This window comes from Candidatus Woesearchaeota archaeon (assembly GCA_030651135.1).
Classification (GTDB): Archaea; Nanobdellota; Nanobdellia; order Woesearchaeales; family JACPBO01; genus JACPBO01.
In genome coordinates this window covers 39,177-57,823 of sequence record JAUSCS010000010.1, presented here as the reverse complement: position 1 = coordinate 57,823, position 18,647 = coordinate 39,177, and the positions used below count along the sequence as shown (strand labels likewise).

19 protein-coding genes are annotated in these 18,647 nt (G+C 38.2%); 3 read left to right on the top strand and 16 right to left on the bottom strand.

The annotated features are described in order from the left end of the window. Nucleotides 1-5 precede the first annotated feature (5 nt). Entirely contained in the window at nt 6-3,632 is a 3,627-nt protein-coding gene (locus Q7J54_05750) for a hypothetical protein (protein MDO8741047.1), read from the bottom strand. 91 nt (nt 3,633-3,723) lie between these two features. Then, the gene (gene tpiA / locus Q7J54_05745) at nt 3,724-4,470 is read right to left on the bottom strand and encodes a triose-phosphate isomerase (protein MDO8741046.1); all 747 of its coding nucleotides are present in this window, start codon (nt 4,468-4,470) and stop codon (nt 3,724-3,726) included. A 96-nt stretch (nt 4,471-4,566) separates the two neighbouring features. Here tpiA and Q7J54_05740 point away from each other — a divergent pair, with 96 nt between their 5' ends. Next, nucleotides 4,567-4,992, top strand: coding sequence for a hypothetical protein (locus tag Q7J54_05740; protein MDO8741045.1), 426 nt, complete (start codon nt 4,567-4,569; stop codon nt 4,990-4,992). A gap of 30 nt (nt 4,993-5,022) precedes the next feature. Here the strand turns inward: Q7J54_05740 and trxA are convergent, their stop codons facing one another. From trxA to Q7J54_05715, 5 genes are read right to left on the bottom strand one after another with little or no spacing between them, the layout of a single operon-like run. Beyond that, nucleotides 5,023-5,352 (bottom strand): thioredoxin, encoded by a 330-nt coding sequence (gene trxA / locus Q7J54_05735; protein MDO8741044.1) that lies wholly within the window; start codon nt 5,350-5,352, stop codon nt 5,023-5,025. Then, the gene (gltA, locus tag Q7J54_05730) at nt 5,327-6,724 is read right to left on the bottom strand and encodes an NADPH-dependent glutamate synthase (protein ID MDO8741043.1); all 1,398 of its coding nucleotides are present in this window, start codon (nt 6,722-6,724) and stop codon (nt 5,327-5,329) included. Before gltA ends, trxA begins: the two co-directional genes overlap by 26 nt. Then, complete coding sequence (locus tag Q7J54_05725; protein MDO8741042.1) at nt 6,700-7,512, bottom strand: sulfide/dihydroorotate dehydrogenase-like FAD/NAD-binding protein; 813 nt, start codon at nt 7,510-7,512, stop codon at nt 6,700-6,702. Before Q7J54_05725 ends, gltA begins: the two co-directional genes overlap by 25 nt. 13 nt (nt 7,513-7,525) lie before the next feature. Further along, a complete protein-coding gene (locus Q7J54_05720) occupies nt 7,526-8,029 on the bottom strand; it encodes an NYN domain-containing protein (protein MDO8741041.1) in 504 nt (167 codons plus the stop codon). A gap of 12 nt (nt 8,030-8,041) precedes the next feature. Then, nucleotides 8,042-8,293 (bottom strand): hypothetical protein, encoded by a 252-nt coding sequence (locus Q7J54_05715; protein ID MDO8741040.1) that lies wholly within the window; start codon nt 8,291-8,293, stop codon nt 8,042-8,044. Nucleotides 8,294-8,432: 139 nt separating this feature from the next. Between Q7J54_05715 and Q7J54_05710 the strand changes: the two genes are divergently transcribed. Both Q7J54_05710 and Q7J54_05705 read left to right on the top strand, forming a co-directional pair. Beyond that, entirely contained in the window at nt 8,433-10,076 is a 1,644-nt protein-coding gene (locus tag Q7J54_05710; GenBank protein MDO8741039.1) for a hypothetical protein, read from the top strand. Nucleotides 10,077-10,094: 18 nt separating this feature from the next. Then, nucleotides 10,095-10,901, top strand: coding sequence for a hypothetical protein (locus Q7J54_05705; GenBank protein ID MDO8741038.1), 807 nt, complete (start codon nt 10,095-10,097; stop codon nt 10,899-10,901). 56 nt (nt 10,902-10,957) lie between these two features. On the opposite strand, the gene Q7J54_05700 is transcribed toward Q7J54_05705, so the two are convergent. From Q7J54_05700 to Q7J54_05660, 9 genes are all read right to left on the bottom strand, one after another. Continuing rightward, nucleotides 10,958-12,628 carry an FAD-binding protein gene (locus tag Q7J54_05700; protein ID MDO8741037.1) on the bottom strand — a complete coding sequence of 557 codons (1,671 nt, stop codon included), beginning with the start codon at nt 12,626-12,628 and terminating at the stop codon, nt 10,958-10,960. Continuing rightward, entirely contained in the window at nt 12,625-13,527 is a 903-nt protein-coding gene (gene nadA, locus Q7J54_05695; GenBank protein ID MDO8741036.1) for a quinolinate synthase NadA, read from the bottom strand. The genes Q7J54_05700 and nadA overlap by 4 nt, the downstream gene beginning before the upstream one ends. 1 nt (nt 13,528) lies before the next feature. After that, nucleotides 13,529-14,281, bottom strand: a complete 753-nt coding sequence (locus Q7J54_05690) for a hypothetical protein (protein ID MDO8741035.1) — start codon at nt 14,279-14,281, stop codon at nt 13,529-13,531. A 112-nt stretch (nt 14,282-14,393) separates the two neighbouring features. Beyond that, nucleotides 14,394-14,933, bottom strand: a complete 540-nt coding sequence (locus tag Q7J54_05685; protein MDO8741034.1) for an NUDIX hydrolase — start codon at nt 14,931-14,933, stop codon at nt 14,394-14,396. A gap of 1 nt (nt 14,934) precedes the next feature. Next, nucleotides 14,935-15,843: an NAD(+) synthase gene (gene nadE / locus Q7J54_05680; protein MDO8741033.1), complete on the bottom strand. Its 909-nt coding sequence runs from the start codon at nt 15,841-15,843 to the stop codon at nt 14,935-14,937. Beyond that, a complete protein-coding gene (locus Q7J54_05675) occupies nt 15,840-16,793 on the bottom strand; it encodes an aminotransferase class I/II-fold pyridoxal phosphate-dependent enzyme (GenBank protein MDO8741032.1) in 954 nt (317 codons plus the stop codon). The genes nadE and Q7J54_05675 overlap by 4 nt, the downstream gene beginning before the upstream one ends. Continuing rightward, nucleotides 16,790-17,659: a radical SAM protein gene (locus Q7J54_05670; protein MDO8741031.1), complete on the bottom strand. Its 870-nt coding sequence runs from the start codon at nt 17,657-17,659 to the stop codon at nt 16,790-16,792. The genes Q7J54_05675 and Q7J54_05670 overlap by 4 nt, the downstream gene beginning before the upstream one ends. A gap of 11 nt (nt 17,660-17,670) precedes the next feature. After that, nucleotides 17,671-18,429, bottom strand: a complete 759-nt coding sequence (locus tag Q7J54_05665) for an isochorismatase family protein (protein MDO8741030.1) — start codon at nt 18,427-18,429, stop codon at nt 17,671-17,673. Further along, a complete protein-coding gene (locus Q7J54_05660) occupies nt 18,426-18,647 on the bottom strand; it encodes a hypothetical protein (GenBank protein MDO8741029.1) in 222 nt (73 codons plus the stop codon). Before Q7J54_05660 ends, Q7J54_05665 begins: the two co-directional genes overlap by 4 nt.

Genomic DNA, 18,647 nt, shown 5'->3' with positions numbered 1-18,647 from the left:
TTTCATTATTTGTTTTGAATCTTTTCTTTATTTTCTGATTTATACTGACCTTGATCTGTGTGACAATCTGATTTATCATTTCCTAAATGTATTCCATTATCATCACATCCTGAAAATGTTTTATTTACAGCAACAGAATTTAAACCAGCTGTTGCAATTAATTTTAAATTACACATACTATTCTGAGGTATTAATAACTTACTAAATGAAAATGATGTATTTTGTATATTTATAGCTAATGGTTTCCAGTTGACATTATCACAGGAATAACCAAGACTGTAGTATAAATTGGATGTATTTTTATCTGCTACATCCCATTCCACTTCATATATTCCATTATTCTTTTTTATTGGCTTAATATTAATAATCGGGGGTTGTCCTTTACTTATCTCTACCAAAGTAATCTCTTTATTTTTGATTCTTGCTTTTTCAACGCCTTCAGGATATGGAATTGAAAATAAGAATAAATAATAAATAGAATCTTCTCCAACAAATGAGGGGTTAAAGCTAATACGCTCTAAAATTTCATTATCAGCAGAGAACAATTCTAAGGTATAATTTCCCACCTCTATTTCATCTGGGTAGCCATCACCTAATTCATACCAGGGCAACATTTCAAACAAACCCTCTTCGCTTATGATTCCACCTACCAAAAGCAACTTTGGATCTTCTGGAATATTTGTAAGCGCGCTTAATAATCTAGCATAATTTTTATAGGTAATCCAAGGGGATACGAATCCATCGCCCATAAAAGAATAGTAATTATTAGAAAGATCATTATGATCCACAGGATTAACGCTAATCTTTGGCATATTATTTACAACATCCCAACCGTTTGCAGCAATATAACCCAAAGGCCATTCTTGCTCATTCCAGTCAATACCACATTCTCCTAACCACCCAAATAATATATTCCCAGTTTCATATTCATCACAAAAACCATAAGTATGACCAATTTCATGTGCAGCTGTATACTCAAGAGAATCCTCTTCAATTAATACTGCACGATCTATGCCAGGTACTTTTAATCCTTCTAGTCCATTAAGAATCCCATTTGGAACAACACCAATTTCTCTATCAGCATTTGAATAAAGTTCAGCATAATAAGATAAGTCAAGAACCCATCTTGCGAAATATGCTTTATCAAAAAACTCCGAGAATATAGGAGTGTTCTGATAAGAACGCGACATACTAACATCTTCACAATGATATGAAAAATGACTTTTAGAAAGAGGGTATACACTTAATAGAAATTCTGCATTTTGATTGCACACATTAGAAATATCTATCATATTTTGTCCTGCCCAGTTACCAATACTAAGAGGGATATATTCATGATAATATGTTTTTTTTAGGCCAGCTACCTTAACCTTTTCTATTGTTTTGATATTGTTTTCATTTGTCTCTATCAACATATTACTGCCATCTACTTGAGCTGTAAGCTTGATTTTTCCTTCAAAAAAAGGAGGTTGTACATTATTAAAATTAAAAGTGTCGTCAGCAGCAAATTTTTCTTGAGTAGTATATCCTTTTTTTATTGTTTTTGGGTTTGATGTATATGTCTTCGTGTAATATTTATTTCCAGATGCATCATAATAATCGATCGTAAGATTAACAACAACATTGTCGATCTGGTTAAGATTAATAAAAGAAGTGAAATTTGCGAAAACCCTTACCATTGTTTCTTTGTTTTTAACTAAAGGCGCATCTTCTATAACCTGTATTGGCTTAATATCCATTATATACAAATCTGAATCAGGCGCAATCCATATAATATTATAACTCATTTTACCATCATCATAATTGTCATTAGGCACCACGGTACAATTTATAGTGTCGTTTACTTTTGTGTAAGTATTTGATATTATTGGTATTTGGATCTTACATGAGTTTTTACCTTGCTCTTTAGTGCAGGTTTCTGTTCCGCTCATTATCGCAGTTTGGCCTGAGCCTATAACCTTGTACTTACCATGAAGTTCTTTATCTTCGGTATCAGCATCTGATAGCGTAGCTGTGCAATTCAAATCAGCATTACTATAAGGACCTCCACTGCCTACATAAGGTGTCGAGTCATTCATATCTGGATCTTTAGGAAGCAAGCTTACAGAAGCAGTTGGCAGTGTATTGCATGCCCTCTTTATTGAATTGCAAACCATACCAGATTGGGTGCAGTTCACCTGAGTTGCATCGCAGATATGCTCTCGAATGTTTACCCCCAAGAATGTCGTGCTCGGAGCCCCCCTCAGACCCCACCACCACGGATTAGAATAATTGCTGTATCCATACATATCAGTTATATTAACTCTATAAACCTGTTCTGGAAAGATTGGATCGTACTTAATCAATATCTCCTTGTCTTGACAATAATCCAGTTTTGTTCCTGTGTTGTCATAGCATTCTTTCTTAGTCTCGTTCCCTTCCGTAGTTTCGTTCCTTTCAGCATTGCACCCTATGCTTGTCTGTTCCCATTCTCCGCAGGGGTCATTGTTTAGATTGCTGCAGACTTTTATATTCCTGTCTGAACCTAAACAGTTTATACCTCCTATATTGAAAGAATAGTTTGTAGTGATATTTCCAACAGTTTGTGTGTCAAAGCATTTTCCGAGCTCTCCTGTCGGGCTTGAGCAGGTTTTTGGCTGGCAGTAATAATTCTCAGGCGTGCCATAATCGATTCCTAATATACCCCACCCTCCTTGAAATGTGGTGTCACAGGAATTAGCTGCACTCGTTTGGCAATAACTCCAGCAATCTCCTGACGAGCATGTATTCCAGCAGGAATTGAAAGAGCTGGCAGTGCAATAATGTTTATCGCAGGCTGTAGTGCCCTCACATGTACTGCATGTTTCAGTTTTGCTGCAAATTTTTAAATCATAATAATCAGAAGCCCATCCCTGCGTAAAATTAGCCGGGCAAGGTTCATTATATTTTATGATACGGCCGTCGTATGCGCTGCATGTTTTGTTCTCTGTTCCTGCAGGCGGGCGATAAGAACACGAATGGAAATCACCCCAACCAAAAGCATAACCTCCGCTGGTAACATAGTCTTTTCCTGTCCAGCAATCAAGATACTTGGCGCAAAATGCTGCTGGCACGCAGTCAGCATCAACAGAACATCCGCCAGGCTTAGCGGGGTTGTACCCTACTGCCCACTGGTAAGCAGCATATGATGAGAAATGGCTAACATCAAAAGTCAAGGTTCCTGTCGCATCATCATAATTTATATTAGTGCAGATATCCTTAGGGCAAGGCCTGTTTATCTGGCTCGGGTTAGTTGTAAACTCTTCGCTGTAATATATTACAGGCGTGTTTTCAAAAGAAACATTATAAAAAGTTATTATAGCAGACTGGTTTAATTCAGGCAGCTCTTCTGTGTTTACAGCAATTATATTATTTCCGATGTAGATATTGGGATTGCCATCAACATCCTCCACTTCAACATCAAAAGAATTCCTGAAATTTATTCTGCCTTTTCCCTCTTTTTCAATAATCTTGCTATCAAAAATCTTTATGTCTTTTTCTTTCTTAAGCTTTCCATCTGCGCTTTTTTCATTCAGGCTGTTTTCAGCAAATGCAGTGGAAATAACAAATACGGCAATTACCAGCAACACCAAAAACATACGCGCTTTCTTCATGGCCTCACCCCAATCACCTCATATGTCTTTCAGGTATACATTTCTTTCCAGCTTTATAAATCTTTCTGTTTTGACCACTAAGAAATAGTTATTACTGCCTGTACTTCACAATCTTCACAAAATCATCAACTTTCAGGGAAGCCCCGCCAACTAATGCGCCGTCAATGTCTTTTTGGTCCATTAAAGCCTTTATATTGTCTGGCTTCACAGAGCCGCCGTATTGTATCCTTATATTGTTTGCAATTTTTTCATCGTATAGGCTTTTAACCAATTCTCTTATAAACAAATGAACCTCTTCAGCCTGCTCTGGTGTTGCATTTTTCCCAGTCCCTATTGCCCATACTGGCTCGTAAGCGATGACAATCTTAGAAGCATCAATATCCTTTAAACAATTTTTGATCTGATCTTCAACAATCTTTTTTGTTTCGCCTTTTTCTCGTTCTTCAAGCTTTTCTCCAACACAAAGTATCGGAATGATGTTATGCTGCAATGCCTTTTTTATTTTCTTATTTATCAGATCATCAGTTTCGTTAAAGTACTGCCTTCTTTCAGAATGGCCCAGAATCACATACTTAACTCCCAACTCTTTTAACATTAGCGGCGATACTTCGCCTGTAAATGCGCCGGAATCCTCAAAATGCATATTTTGGGCGCCTAGCTTGATGTTGGAATTCCTTATTTCCTTTGCAGCATCATGCAGCGCAGTGAATGGAGGGCATACAACAATCTCAACATCCTTGACATCAATTAACCGCAGCCTTAATTCCCTGGCAAAAGCAACTGACTCTGAATTGACCTTGTTCATCTTCCAGTTTCCTGCGATTATTGGCTTTCTCATAGTGAAATTATTGGTTTTATTCGGTTTATATAGTTTTCTTATTTTCATTCACCATTAAAACGAAAACAATTTAAACAGCTTCAATTCCATTTTTTCATGGTTGAATTCAATCCAGACGGCAGCATTAAGCTTCCAGAACAGCTTGCAAGAAAGAACGAAGAAAATAAGGAAAAATTAAGATCTCAGAGATGCATTAAAATAAAAAGAGAGATAGTAAGCTTCACTGCTCCAAAAAAATGCGTCCTTCACATAACTCTTTCAGAAGCTTTTGCCGATAACAGATTCATAGACACCATTTATAATTATTTTAAAGAAAGGTCGGCTGTTCCGCATAAAATGAAGAAGCTCAATGAAAAGCAGTTTGAAATTGAGATAGGCACTGATTTTAAGAGGTGCAGCGACTGTAACTCCCTGATCAACGAGTATAGAGAATTCTTAGACGGCAACATAATTGATGAAAAAGGCAGCTGCACATTTGAAGGAAAGAATAAAAGTTTCTGCTATGAAGATTATTTTAGTTGATGATGCTGAATTTCAACATGTCGGAAATGCCTATTTTTCTCCTATAATCCCTTTAATCTTGTTTTCAAGCTCGTTTTTATTTATATTTCCGACAATCCTTCCGATTTCCCTGCCTGATTTGAAAACAACAATGCACGGAATACCTCTTACGCCATATTCTTCGGAAATGTCTGAAGCACTATCAACATTTAGCTTGCAGAACTTCAGCATCGCCATTTTTTTTGAAAGCTCTTCGTAAGCTGGCGCCAGCATTTTGCAGGGCATGCACCATTCTGCCCAGAAATCCACTAGCACAACCTTATCGCTGTCCAGAATTTCTTCCTTGAAATTATCTTTATTCAGCTCTATTACTGCCATCATCTTTAAGTTCACCCCTCAAAAAAGCGTCTATTGCTGATGCTGCATTTTTTCCGTCAGCCATTGCTTTTATGACTGTGGCTTCCTGGCCAATAACATCGCCGCCTGCAAATATCTTCGGATTTGATGTTTGATATTTTTCATTTACATCTATTGAGCCACGCATGCCTGTTCTCAGCTCGGAATTTCTTGCCAATAATGGATTTATGCCCTGGCCGATCGCAATAATAACCTGGTCGCATTCCAGGCTGAACTCGGAATCTTCTATTGGCAAGGGAGTTCTCCTTCCTGATGAGTCCATTTCGCCAAGCATCATCTGCTGGCATTCTATGCCTGTGACAATTTTCTCACCCAATATTTTTGTAGGATTTGTCAGCATTAAAAAGTTAATTCCTTCTTCCCTGGCATGCTCGATTTCTTCAATTCGGCCAGGCATTTCATCAAAAGAGCGCCTGTAAACAACAGTCACATCAGAGCCGAGGCGCCTGGCTGTTCTTGCAGCGTCAATTGCAACATTTCCACCTCCGACAACTATGGTTTTTTTTGCTTTTTTAATTGGGGTTTTTGTTTTTGGAAATTCATTTGCTTTCATCAGGTTTATTCTTGTCAAAAATTCATTCGCAGAATAAACTCCATTGAGATTTTCTCCTGGAATGTGCATGAAATAAGGCAAGCCAGCGCCTGTTCCGATAAATATCGCATCGTATTCATTTGAAAGCTCATCAAGCGAGATAGTCCTGCCAATCACAGCATTAATCTCGATTTCAACACCAAGTTTTTTGATATAATTTATTTCATCATCAACAATCTTCTTGGGCAGCCTGAATTCCGGGATGCCGTAGCGCAAAACACCGCCTGTCTTGTGCAATGCTTCAAATAGCTTTACATTATGGCCCATCAAAGCAAGCTTTGCTGCGCACGTAAGAGAAGAAGGGCCTGAGCCAACAACAGCAATTTTTTTGCTTATTTTTTTGATTTTAGGAATATCAAAACTTTTTTCATTATCTCCTGCAAACCTTTCCAAGTATCCGATTGCAACTGCCTGTTTTTTCTTTGCAAGTATGCATTTTTCCTCGCACTGCGTTTCCTGGGGGCAAACCCTGCCGCAAACTTTTGGAAGAAAATTCTGCTCTTTTATTGTCTTTATCGCGTCATTAAATTTCTTGTCTTTTATCTGCTTTATAAACTTCGGAATGTTTATTTTGACAGGGCATCCATCGATGCAGACTGGCTTCTTGCACTGCAGGCAGCGGGATGCTTCTTTGATTGCAGATTTTTCATCATAACCGAGATTAACTTCATCAAAATTTTTAATTCTCTCTTCAGGTTTTTGCTGCGGCATTGAGGTTTTCATTTTATTTTTCTTAAATTGCAAACGTGCTTTTCCTCTTCAAGATAATGGCTTGTCCTGTTGAGCAGATCATCCCAGTCAACCTGATGCCCATTGAACTCAGGGCCGTCAACGCATGCAAATCTGACCTGATCATCAACAATAACCCTGCAGCCGCCGCACATTCCTATTCCATCAATCATTATTGGGTTCAATGAAACTGTTGTCCTTGCCTTGTCCATTGTCAATGCAGAAACAGACTTCATCATTATTGTTGGGCCGACTGCATAAACTAAGTTTAACCTTTCTTTTTTCAGCAATGCTTCCAATGCTGCCGTAACAAACCCCTTCATTCCCCTGCTGCCATCATCTGTGCAAATTATGAGCTGCTTGGAGAGCTTCTTAAGCTCGTCAACAAATATCAATGATTTTTTATTTTTAGCGCCGATTATTGTGATTATTTTATTCTTTGCTTTTTTCAGCGCTTTTGCCAACGGCAGCAATTCTGCTGCGCCAATTCCGCCGCCAACAAGGCAGACTGTTCCGTATTCCCTTATATCAGACGGGTTTCCCAATGGACCGATCAGGTCAAGCATATTATCGCCTTTCTTCAATTCTGAAAGCTGCTTTGTTGTTTTACCTATTGCCTGAAACACAAGCGTTATTTCGTTTTGATTTGAGTCTGCAATTGTCAGAGGAATCCTCTCACCTTCTTCGTCTATCCTCAGGATTACAAACTGCCCGGGCTTTGCCTTTTTCGCAATATTTGGAGCCTTAACATTCATCAGAAATATGTTTTCAGCTAGCTTCTGCTTTTTTGTTATAATCGGCATTTTAGATTTTGTTTTATTTTTCTATTAAAAACTTTTTTGGAGCTTCATCCAGATTGGTGAATTCATCTGCTTCTTCTATTAATTTAGCTGAAGCGCTTTTGCCGAATGCTATGATCTCAACCCTGCAGCCAATTGCCCTTTTAAGATGCTGGACTAATGGAGCAAAATCCCCGTCGCCGCTTACAAGAATTATTGTATCAAGCTTATGGGCAAGCTCAATTGTGTCCATTGCAATGCCGATGTCCCAGTCTCCTTTTTTCTGGCCACCGTAGAAAATCTGCAGGTCTTTTGCCCTGACTTCAAATCCGATATTTTTCAATGCTTCGAAAAATCCCTGCTCTTCCTTTATGTCTGCCTTTATCACGTAGGCGAGTGCCCTGACTAGATTTCTCCCTTTAACTGCTTCCTTCAGGATTTCCTTGAAGTTTACCTTTGCGCCATACATCTGCTTTGCAGAGTAATACATATTCTGCACATCTATGAAAACACCCACTCTTTGCCCTTTATGCTTGTACATTTTATCACCTTTTTATCTTCTAAAAACCAATGAAAGCCATGTTGAGATCGAAAAAAGGAAAGCAGTAAGCATCACTATGAACAATACGGCGAAAACCCCGACTATCACGATTAAATAAAGCTTTGAAACAAATGCCAGCAAAGCCCATCCTTTTTCATTTGCAAAATGATAGATGAAATAAACAACTATGAGGCTGAACATGCTGTTAGTAAAATTAAAGATGCTGGATGCAGTGCTTATAAAAGATCCCTTGTAAAATCTCAATTCTGCCACCTCGATAAAGGGTGAATATGGGGTGTTTTAAAAAGGTTTCTATGATGAGCGGACAAGAATAGAAAGGTTTTTATATTATATTTAAACTTTCAAGTAGAAACATAAGCTTAGCATTAAAGGGGGGATAAATATGACATTGGCTGCTATTATTGTAGGAATCGATAAAAAAGAAAGGGATACAACGAATGCTTTGATTAGAAAATCAAAAGAAGGCGTCTTTGCTTCTATGCCACTTGGATTTTACCCCGAACAATTGTTTATGACTTCTGCAAAAGTCAAGGACAGCCATGATGATAAATTGAGTTTAGCATTGGATGAGTTTTTGATACGAACAGATAAAGAGAAGATTGGCTTATGTGCAGTGCCTGCAGAAGTCGATCTTAGTTTTTCAGGCAATTCCGTATATGTTGAAATATGGTCGAAAGAAAACGAAAAAAGAAATCACCTGTATACAACAGCCTATTCTATGGATCGAACAATATTTGAAGAATTAAAAAATATAACTAAGGACAAGGAAGGATTCTATGTAGGTTACAGGTATATGAGCAATGGCCAAAGTGATAGAAATCTTGTTTTTATATTCAATAATAATTGCGCTGTTTCGTTTTTGGACACGGCAGAGATAGAGAAGCTTAAAGGAAAAATAACATTAACTCAAATTCTGGGGTATTTCAATGTAAAAGAGATAATACCGGCGCCAACTTCTTTAGCAACTGAAACTGAGAAACCCGGAGTTGTGGAAAAAAGACATTACAAAAAAAGGGAAGCGATAACAGAAACAAAAGAAAAGACAGGAAAAGAAGCAGAGTATAAAGTTATACCTTTAAGCGAAGGGCATAAGTATGTTGAATTCGCCCAAAAACAGATTTATAGTGCTCATTCTGTAATGAAAGCTTTTATTGCTATAGATTTTAAGGGCGATCTATTTACAACAGTAGATGAACTGCAAAGATGGGCTAACAGGCCTAAGCAAGGAGAAGAATATACTTTTGAAAAGTTAGCTTCAAAATTAAAGATGCCTAAAAAAGAGGTGGAGGAAAAAATAGAGGAAATGGGGTTAAAAGTAAAGGATGGAAAAATAGGATCTAGGAGTGCGGCAGAAGTTTATGATGCTTTTTTCCCTAAACCGGCTGTAAAAGAACTGACAGCAATAATAAAAGCTGCAGAAAAAGAAATCAAAGGGCCTGCTCAAAGCGATAAAGCGCATCTTGATGAAAAAAAGATTGCTTATGTATTTGATATTGACAAACATTCTGTATACAGTCTTCTTGGCAAGATAAGAAAGACAGGAATAGACACCACTGAAATCACCAATGATGCATTAAAAAAGTATATCGACTCTTTAAAAAAAGGATATAATGCAAAGAGAAAAGACGAGTATCTGGCCAGGCTGGAGGAGCTTGTTTCCGGAAAGAAAACAAGAACTGCAGATGTTGGTGTTGTAAAAAAAATTCCTGCTATTGAAGATAATCGTTTGCTGACGGAAAAGGAGATTGGAATTTATGGCTGTTTTGACGAGGGAAAAATTGAACAATTAAAGAAAGAAGGAGAAATAGTGCCCGTAAAAGGCGATGGTGAAGGCATGTATTTATTTGGAAATGTCAAAAATTTAGCGAGTTCAGTGATATCAGAGGCTTCCGTTAGATCTGCCATAAAAAATGATGGAGAAGTAGACCGCGCATTGAAGGAAGGGCAGCTAGTTAAAGTTAAAGGCGGAATTGCTAGGCCATCTTATTTTGCATATATGCTGGCAAAAGAAGGAGAGGGAAAGTAACTTAAAGAGCTGTGCGGAATGACAGAAAATATAGATGACGTAATAATAAGTGCTCTAAAAAAAATAAGATTCTATAGATGGTATGAAATTGGAGAAGCAAAGAACTTGCTGGATGTCTGCTGGGTTGAGGATATTTTAAGAATAAAACCTTCTTTGTTCAGAAGGGATGAAAAAGATAATGAAGGAATATTAGGAGCCTATATTATCGGCCACGTAATGAATGCGCACGAAATAAGTTACGATTCATTTGGCCATTTAGATTCTTCATTAATGGCATCAATCATCGGTTTAACAGACGATGAATTGTCTAATTACTGCAAAGGAAAAATGGTGCAAAAGAAAACAAAGGAAGGCATACAAAATCTTCTTTATCCGCCAGACTTAGTGTATATTGATATAAAATTTTCAAAATCGTTTCAAACTAAGGATGAAGAACCGAAAATAGAGCCGGAGAGTAAACTGAAGATGGAGTTAGAGAGGGAGCCAAAGCCCATTAAAGAAATAAAAGTAAATCCTTATATTAATGTATTGCAAGAAAACTCCGTGCATTCACTAACAGCCACCGCTTTATTGAAGATATTCCTGGTTCCGCTTGAAGTACTAATGAAAAAAAATTATGATATCAGTTATTTCGGAAGCAAAGAATTTGGAGCAGATTGTGATGAAAAAATAAGTAAAATCAGCAGCCGCTACAATATAGACCGGCTTTCTAAGCTTATTGATGCAGCATATTTATCTGGATGCCAGATAATCAAGAACAGCGTGACTGAAAATGGCATAGATAGAGGAAGCATAATAAAGGTGCACAAGACATATAGCTGGTAGTTTCCCGAAAACCATTAGTGCATTTTTCGTTATTTTAGACCAAACACTTTTAAAGATCAAGGTTGAGATTTTTTCACTATTGTTAATTTTTTGAATTTCTTGTCGTTCTGCTTTGGAAAATCTTCCCTGAAATGGCATGCCCTGGATTCTTCCCTTACAAGGGCGCTGTCTACAATTATGCTGGCAACATCCGCTATATTTCTCACATCCAGGAAATCTTTGGTTATGTAATAAGACCAATAAAAGTCATTTATGTTTTTTCTGAGCGCGGATAATACCTGCTTTGCGGCATTCAGCCTCTCTTTATTCCTTGATATTCCGCACAATGAAGTCATTGTTCTTCTGACAGTTTCCCAATAATAGGCTATGGCGGTCTTGTCTTTTATATCGTTTGCAGAGCCTGCATCCCATAATGGGACATTTATATTTGCATGATTCCTGAGCTTTAAAAAATGCTTTGCAGCCAGCCTGCCGAATAGAATGCATTCTGGCGCAGAATTGCTTGCCAGTCTTGTTGCTCCATGCAGGCCAGTATAAGAAGTTTCACCTATGACATAACATCCTCTCATTTTTGTTTCTGAATTCGGGCCGACAAGCACACCCCCATTTGAATAATGAACAGCATAGATGACAGGCACGGGCTCTTTTGTTATGTCAATTCCCTTGGCTAAGCAGAATTCGTAAGAATTCCTGAAATCCTCTTTTAATCTTTTTTTGTCTATTTTTGCGCAGTCCAGCCATAAATGCGCCAGGCCATTTTTCCTCATCTCAATATCTTCTGCTCTTGTAACAACGTCCCTTGTTGCTTTTGATCCAAGTGGATGATATTTCAAAACAAAATCTTTTTTTGAATTTTTTCTTAGCTTTAGTATTGCGCCTGCTCCCCTAAGCGCCTCTGTAAGCAGGAATCTTCTGCTGTATTCATTGACAGCAGACGGGTCATAAAACACAGTCGGGTGAAATTGTATGAATTCCATGTTCGCCAACGGCAGGCCTGCCCTGTAGCACATTGCAAAGCCATTGCCTGTCGCAACATCTGAGTTGGTTGTGTAAAGAAAAACTTTTCCAAGGCCGCCTGTTGCAATGAATGTTCCTTTGCACGAAACTGCCTTAACACAATTTTTTTTAGCGTCATAAACATAAAACCCCAGGCAGGCATCCTTTGCTTTTGTCTTAATTTCTTTTCTTTTTTCTAACTTGTTCTTCGTTATTAAGTCAATTGCAACATGCTCTTCATGAATCCTTATGTTGCGGTTGTTTTTCACTAATCTGCCAAGCGTCTTCATTATTTGCACGCCTGTTGTGTCATTAGCATGGAAGATCCTGTTCCTTGAATGTCCGCCTTCCCTGTGCAGATCGTATTCATAGCCTTTTTCAGACAGATTAAATTTAACGCCTTTGTCAATCAGCCATTCTATAACATCGCTGTAGAAATGCTCAACGCAGAATTTAACAATCTTAACATCATTAAGGCCTTTTCCTGCAATTAATGTTTCTGTGATATGCTTTTCAAAGGAATCTCCATTAAGAGGCTTTCCACCCACTAATGGAACTGCTGCCAGGCCGCCAGCTGTCAAATAGCTGTTGCAGTCTTCTATTAATTTGCCCTTGACAAATAAGTCAACCATTTTGCCAGCTTCTGCCAGTTCGAGCGCAACTGCGCAGCCGCTAAAGCCGCCGCCTATAACTCCGCAATCTGTTTTTATCAGATCTCTTGCACCGCTCATTTTACTCTCAGCATCCTGTCCAATGCCTTCTTTGCATTTTTTCTTATCTTCGCAGGCACATCAACTTCATTTGTTTCATTATTCAGGCAGTCATAAACCTTCTGCAGATTGTTCTTTTTCTGCTGCAGGCAGATTGTTCCCAATGTATAAAATGTTTTATTTGGCACTTCAATCTTGAGCCTTTCAACCATTCCTGCCTCCGTGCATATTAGGAATTCCTTGGAATCTGAGCTTTTGGCAAGCTCAATCATCCCAGATGTCGAGCATACAGAATCTGCTTCATCTATTACATCAGCGGGGCATTCTGGATGAGCAATAACAACTGCAGCAGGGTGCTGTTTTTTTGCTTCTCTTATTTGTTCAGCCAAAAACCGCGCATGAACATAGCAATATCCCTGCCAGGGGATTATCTTTTTGCTTGTGAATCTGGCAACATAATCCGCAAGATTCCTGTCTGGAACAAAAATAATGTTTTTTTCTTTAAGCGAATTAACAACCTTGACTGCATTTGAAGAAGTGCAGCAAATATCCGAGACTGCCTTTACATCTGCGGTTGTATTTATGTAAGAAACAACAGCCACATCCTTGTATTTCTTCCTTTCCTTAAGCAATTCCTCTGCTGTTACCATTGCAGCCATCGGGCATTTTGCTTCCAAGGCAGGCAGCAGCACTTTCTTTTCAGGATTCAGTATCTTTGCAGATTCTGCCATGAAATCAACGCCGCAGAATACAATGATCTTTGCATTAGTCTCAGCTGCTTTTCTGCTGAGCTCAAGCGAATCGCCAATAAAATCAGCTACCTTGTAGATTTCGGGCCTTTGGTAATTATGGACCAATATGACTGCATCTTTCTCTTTCTTCAGGTTGTTTATTTTTTGGATTAATATTTTTTCATCCATTTTAACCAAACTCTATTGTTCTTAATGGCTTGTCTGCAATGCTAACTCTTATTATGGTTTTATGGCCATAATTAAAATCTTGCCATCCATCAATTGTCAACAAATCGTTTTTAGTCATGCCTGAAATTACTGTTATTTCCCTTACTTTCCCGCCGATAAGCTTATAGTTTCCAATAGGAAATACGGCGGCATATTTGGCATAATCGGCATTTGCTTTAAATGCTTTTCCAAAATGCTTGAACATTGCTGTTGATCCAGTTCCGGTTGAAACAATGATGCCTGAGCTTTTTTGCTCTTCTTCTTTATCATCAACCTTTATTGCATATCTTGCAGCTATCCCAAAAGGCTTTATGCTTCCCATATATATCTCATTTAGCGCCAATCCCACGTGTTTTGAATCAATTTCAACATTCAGCCTTGTCCTGTTCAATACAGAAAAATAGCCTTTGTAAAATCTGCCTAATTTCTCTTCTAAATCAGATGCATTAGCAGATGTCAGGTTGCCAACACTATGCTGCGGCGCAGAGTTAACAGCTAATACTAAAGCTGAATCAACAAAAGAGGCAGTGTAAAGCAAGGTTCCGTCTCCTCCGGCAGCTATTACCAAATCAAAATCATCCAGTGCTTTATTTAGGTCTTCTTTAGCTATTATTTCATATGAAGAGCTGTATTTTTTCAACAGCCTTTCAATTAGAGAAATCGTGTTTTTATGCTCTTCCAGTGCACTTGCTTTGTCTACTATTGCAGCTCTCATTTTATTCTTCTCATTAGCATATATTAGTGTATACAATACACTTACTATTATATAAATGTTTCGGATTTTTTTGCACATATTATAATTTAAAAAAGAAGGTTTTGCAAGTATTCTACGTTTTCTCCAGTCTTTTTATATATTCATTTTGAAGTAAGGCGACAGTTTTTGATCCCTGAATTTCGCCTGTGCTGATCATCTTATACGCCTGATAAAACGGAATCCTAACAACCTCAATCTTTTCTGTATCCTCTAGCCTTTGATTTGTTTTTGTATGCGGGCCATAGGCATAATACAAATCAACCATTTCAGTATCGTGGCCTTCACTTGAGCCAATTGTTGCAAAAAAATGGGCTTGTTTTTGGTCTATCCTTATTCCGCATTCCTCTTCTAATCCTTCAACAATAACCTCCAAAGAGGATTTGCCTGGTTTGTCCATGGTCTCTGCTGGAAGCTCAATTATTTCTTTAGCTATAGGAATCCTATATTGTTTAACAAGCCAAACAAAATCTTCCTGGTCAATGTACATTATGGCGCAGGCGTTTTTTGAAACAATAACATCATAATAGCGGCCGTCATATTTTCTTCTTACCAGCTTTACGTGGCCCTCATAAACAAGTTCATCATTTTTACCGGGCATTAGCACATCTTTCATTTTAATCGCACCTCAAGGTGATTTTTGCAATCTTCGGGCTTACAAGCTTTGATTTTTCAAGAGCAACTTTATGCCTAATAATAATATCATCAATAAATTCCTCGACTTTGGTGAACTTGGGCTTGCCGTGCAATTGTGTGTATTTTTTTATCTGCTCTTTTGCATATGGGATAATTTGGCAATGCGCAGTAAGATCTTCAGGCTTAATTCCCTGATCAAGCCCTTCCAACACCACTTCGGAAAATTCATAGTCATAGCCAAGATCCTTGAAAGAAGTTTGGCCGTGCTCTAATCCAGGAGTTGAAATTCTATATGCTAGATCTCCAAATCCAACATAAACCGCCATTTGCCGCACTAATCTTTTCGGCAACCTGCCTAGTGGGCTCATATGCACTGCTCCATCTCCGAAGAGAGTGTAATAAGCCAATCCATAATCTTCATCGCGATTGCCTGTTCCAATAACTGATTTATTTTCTGTGGCAGCTTTTCCATGAAGAACTACTGCTCTCATTTCAGAAGTTAAATTCCCTCTGTGATATCTATCATTAAGGGCTTCTGGATTTGTTACTTTGTAAGCTTCCACAATATCTTCAATGCTTCTGATCTCGTATCTTATGCAGAGCCTTTTTGCAACTTTAATTCCATCTTCTGCGTCTTTTGGATCGTTTGTTTTAGAAGGCAAGATATAACCAACTAATTCCAGTGGATTTTCTAGGTGATTTTTATTGTAAGCATCAAAGGCCCTTTTTGCCAATGCTGCCGCTACTGTTGAATCCACACCGCCGGACAATCCAATCACGCCGCCTGTTTTTTTGAATTTAAGCACTCTTTCGACTATGAAATTCCCAATTTCGCCTGCTACAAGTTCTGGGTCCATTTGTGCTAATTTTATTCTTTTTTCGAGGTTCATTTTGGTTTCTCCTTTTCTTTTTGTTCGTAATAAGGTGTTAAACAAAACCTATAGTTATCTCCTCTCTCAAACGGAGCTATTAATTCCTGCAAACTTTTGTCAAGCTTGGCTGCGTCATCTTTTGGCAAGTAACCTAAAAGTATCGCATCGCTAGGTTGTATAGCTAGCTTAAACTCATCATTGATCTCTTCAATAATTTTTTTCTGAACTGGCCTGTATTTAGCGTATAATTCATCAACCTCCATATTATCAAAAATCTTTTCTGCGATTAAAAGGGCAGGAATACTTTTGAACCATTTATTAGAGTAAAGTGAAGGAACATCATTTCTACTGAAAGTAAACCCCACTCTATAACGGAATAACCCAAATGGCTTGCTCAATGATATCACGGCGGCTTCTATATTTTTATGATTGACATCAAATTTATACTGCGTAGTGGAGCCCACATACGCCATGTCGTAAAATATTCTGTGCCCTGACTCGCATATATCCATTATTGTTTCGTTAGGAATTATATTGCCATCCCTAGCTGAAGGGTTGGATATGAACCATAATCCTTTTTCTAGTTTAGATGGTGATGTTTTTTCTAAATCAATTTCAACAGCAGCAATATTTCTGGTTTTGGCAGTTTCTTTAAAGCCTTCATACTCGCCTTTCAGCACATAAATCTGATTAACTCCTCTAGATTGCAATAAAGTTAAATACTCCCTGATGCCTTCACTTGAGCCGGATGTCGGATATGCAAATCTGAAATTTTTTAGATCAGGAACAGCGCCTGCATAAAACTTCAATAGTTTTTCAAGTACTGGCTCATGAAACTGGTCTAAGTTTACATTGCTTGATGTTAAAAATATTTCGTGCGGATAATCTTTAATTAAATCATCTATTAACTTTCTAACTTCTGGAAAATAATAACTGTAGACTGCATTCATTGCCTTTAATTGTTTCATAGCAAGATCGCCCCCTTGTACTGCCAATCATATCTGAGATGGCCGTCAGGAAAAAATATTAACTGCCTGATCTGGCTTGATTTTGGATCAATTGTTAGTGCATCAGTAAAGCATATGTTCTGGCCGCCAAGATCATACACTGCAGCGCCATGCGCAAGCTCCATGAGCAGAGTGGCATTTGCATCAAGATGATCTTTTATGCGTTTAAGGGCATCATTATCAACAGCATGCTTGTCAACCCAATCAAAAATTTCATCGTTCCTGCTTGACTCTGGTTTTCTTACCGGCCTTATTGTCAGCTGCTCTACATCGTTCTTTTTTGCGAACTCCACCAATTTTTCTATTCCCGCAATATCATCAATGTAGTCTTTAAGCATCGTGCATGACAATCTTACACTGAATTTTTGCGAATGAAGTTTGCTTATCAGACCTTCCAAATCAAAATATTGTTTTCTTTTTGGCAGGTAGATCTCTCTGTTTTTCTCTGCATCATAATGCGCTATTGAAATCGCTACTAAGGTCATGCCGTGATCGCACCATTCTTTGAGGTATTTGTCATAGGCTGATTCTGCCAAAGTTATGCCGTTTGTTTGAAGCTCGATAAAAGGAAATTTATAATCTTTCAAATGTTTCATATAGTCTGTTATAAGATTTGGAAACAAGGTTGGCTCTCCTTTACCTGTTAAAAGCACAGTAGATGCACCGCAATCTTTAGCGTATCTTGCTGCTATGTCAAAATTTCTCCAGTTAACATCTACATGCTTATTTTCAACACCTAACTGGGGGGTCATTTTAGATACGCAATAAGGGCAGCTTGCATTGCATGCCTCAGTTCCTATGACGATGCTGTATGTTTGCACTTCCATATGAAACACCTTTATTTTATTATTTCCTCCAAAACTTTTTTAGTATTGATAAATTTGGCTCCTGCTTTTTTCATTTCTTCAATAGCTGCTTCAGTTGTTTTTGGATCAACCCCCTTGATTGCATCTTCTACAACATAGCATTGAACTCCTCTTTGCTGCATTCCTAGAACTGCTGCCTTGACACAATAATCTGTTGCCACGCCGTAGACTACTGCTTCTTTGTCAAATCTTCTGGCTTTCAGCAGTCTTTGGAAAAAATAATCTGCAGCAGGGTTTGTAAAAACATCATAATTCTGTTTTTCAAAATATACTGGAAGATTTTCTTTCTTTGGGTCTCTGTAAAGAAGAATCAGATTCCCATTAACATCCATTATATTGTTAGCCCATCTCAGTTTTTCTTTTATTGAACTTGTTTCCCTCTCATGGGCAATATATCTTCCTGCATCAAAGTCCCTGTCTGTTACTGGACCTCCTGATCTGGTTGGGTAGACATGAAGAGCGGTATCATAAATTTTCAATTCTCCTTTGCTTCCATTCATACAATGGTCTGGGAAAGGCCCGCCCCATCTTTGCAGTTCTCCTTCTCTGCATTTATATTCTTCAGTGCCAAAATGCCTGTCAACACTTCCTGCAATAAGAATATTCTTCTCTTTAGCAAAACATGTTAGTTTCGCTAAATTTGGCTTTATTAATTCTGCATCAGGCACATACAATGCTCCATTCTTGTTCATGAAGTCGTTTTGCGTGTCTACATCGTAGAATATCCTCATCTCACCCACCTCCTCTGGTAATCCTGCTCTTTCTTTTGCTCGATTATCCTCAAAATATAGTACTGGGGCTTTGCTTGCCGATCTCCTAAAGGCACGTCTACAGTTACGGCATCAAATTGTCTGATTTGCTCGTCTTCCGCATATTTCCTTTCCTGCAGCAAGAGATGCATTCTGCCCTGCGCATCTTTAACAACTGCTCTCGCTCGTTCTTGGTCCAT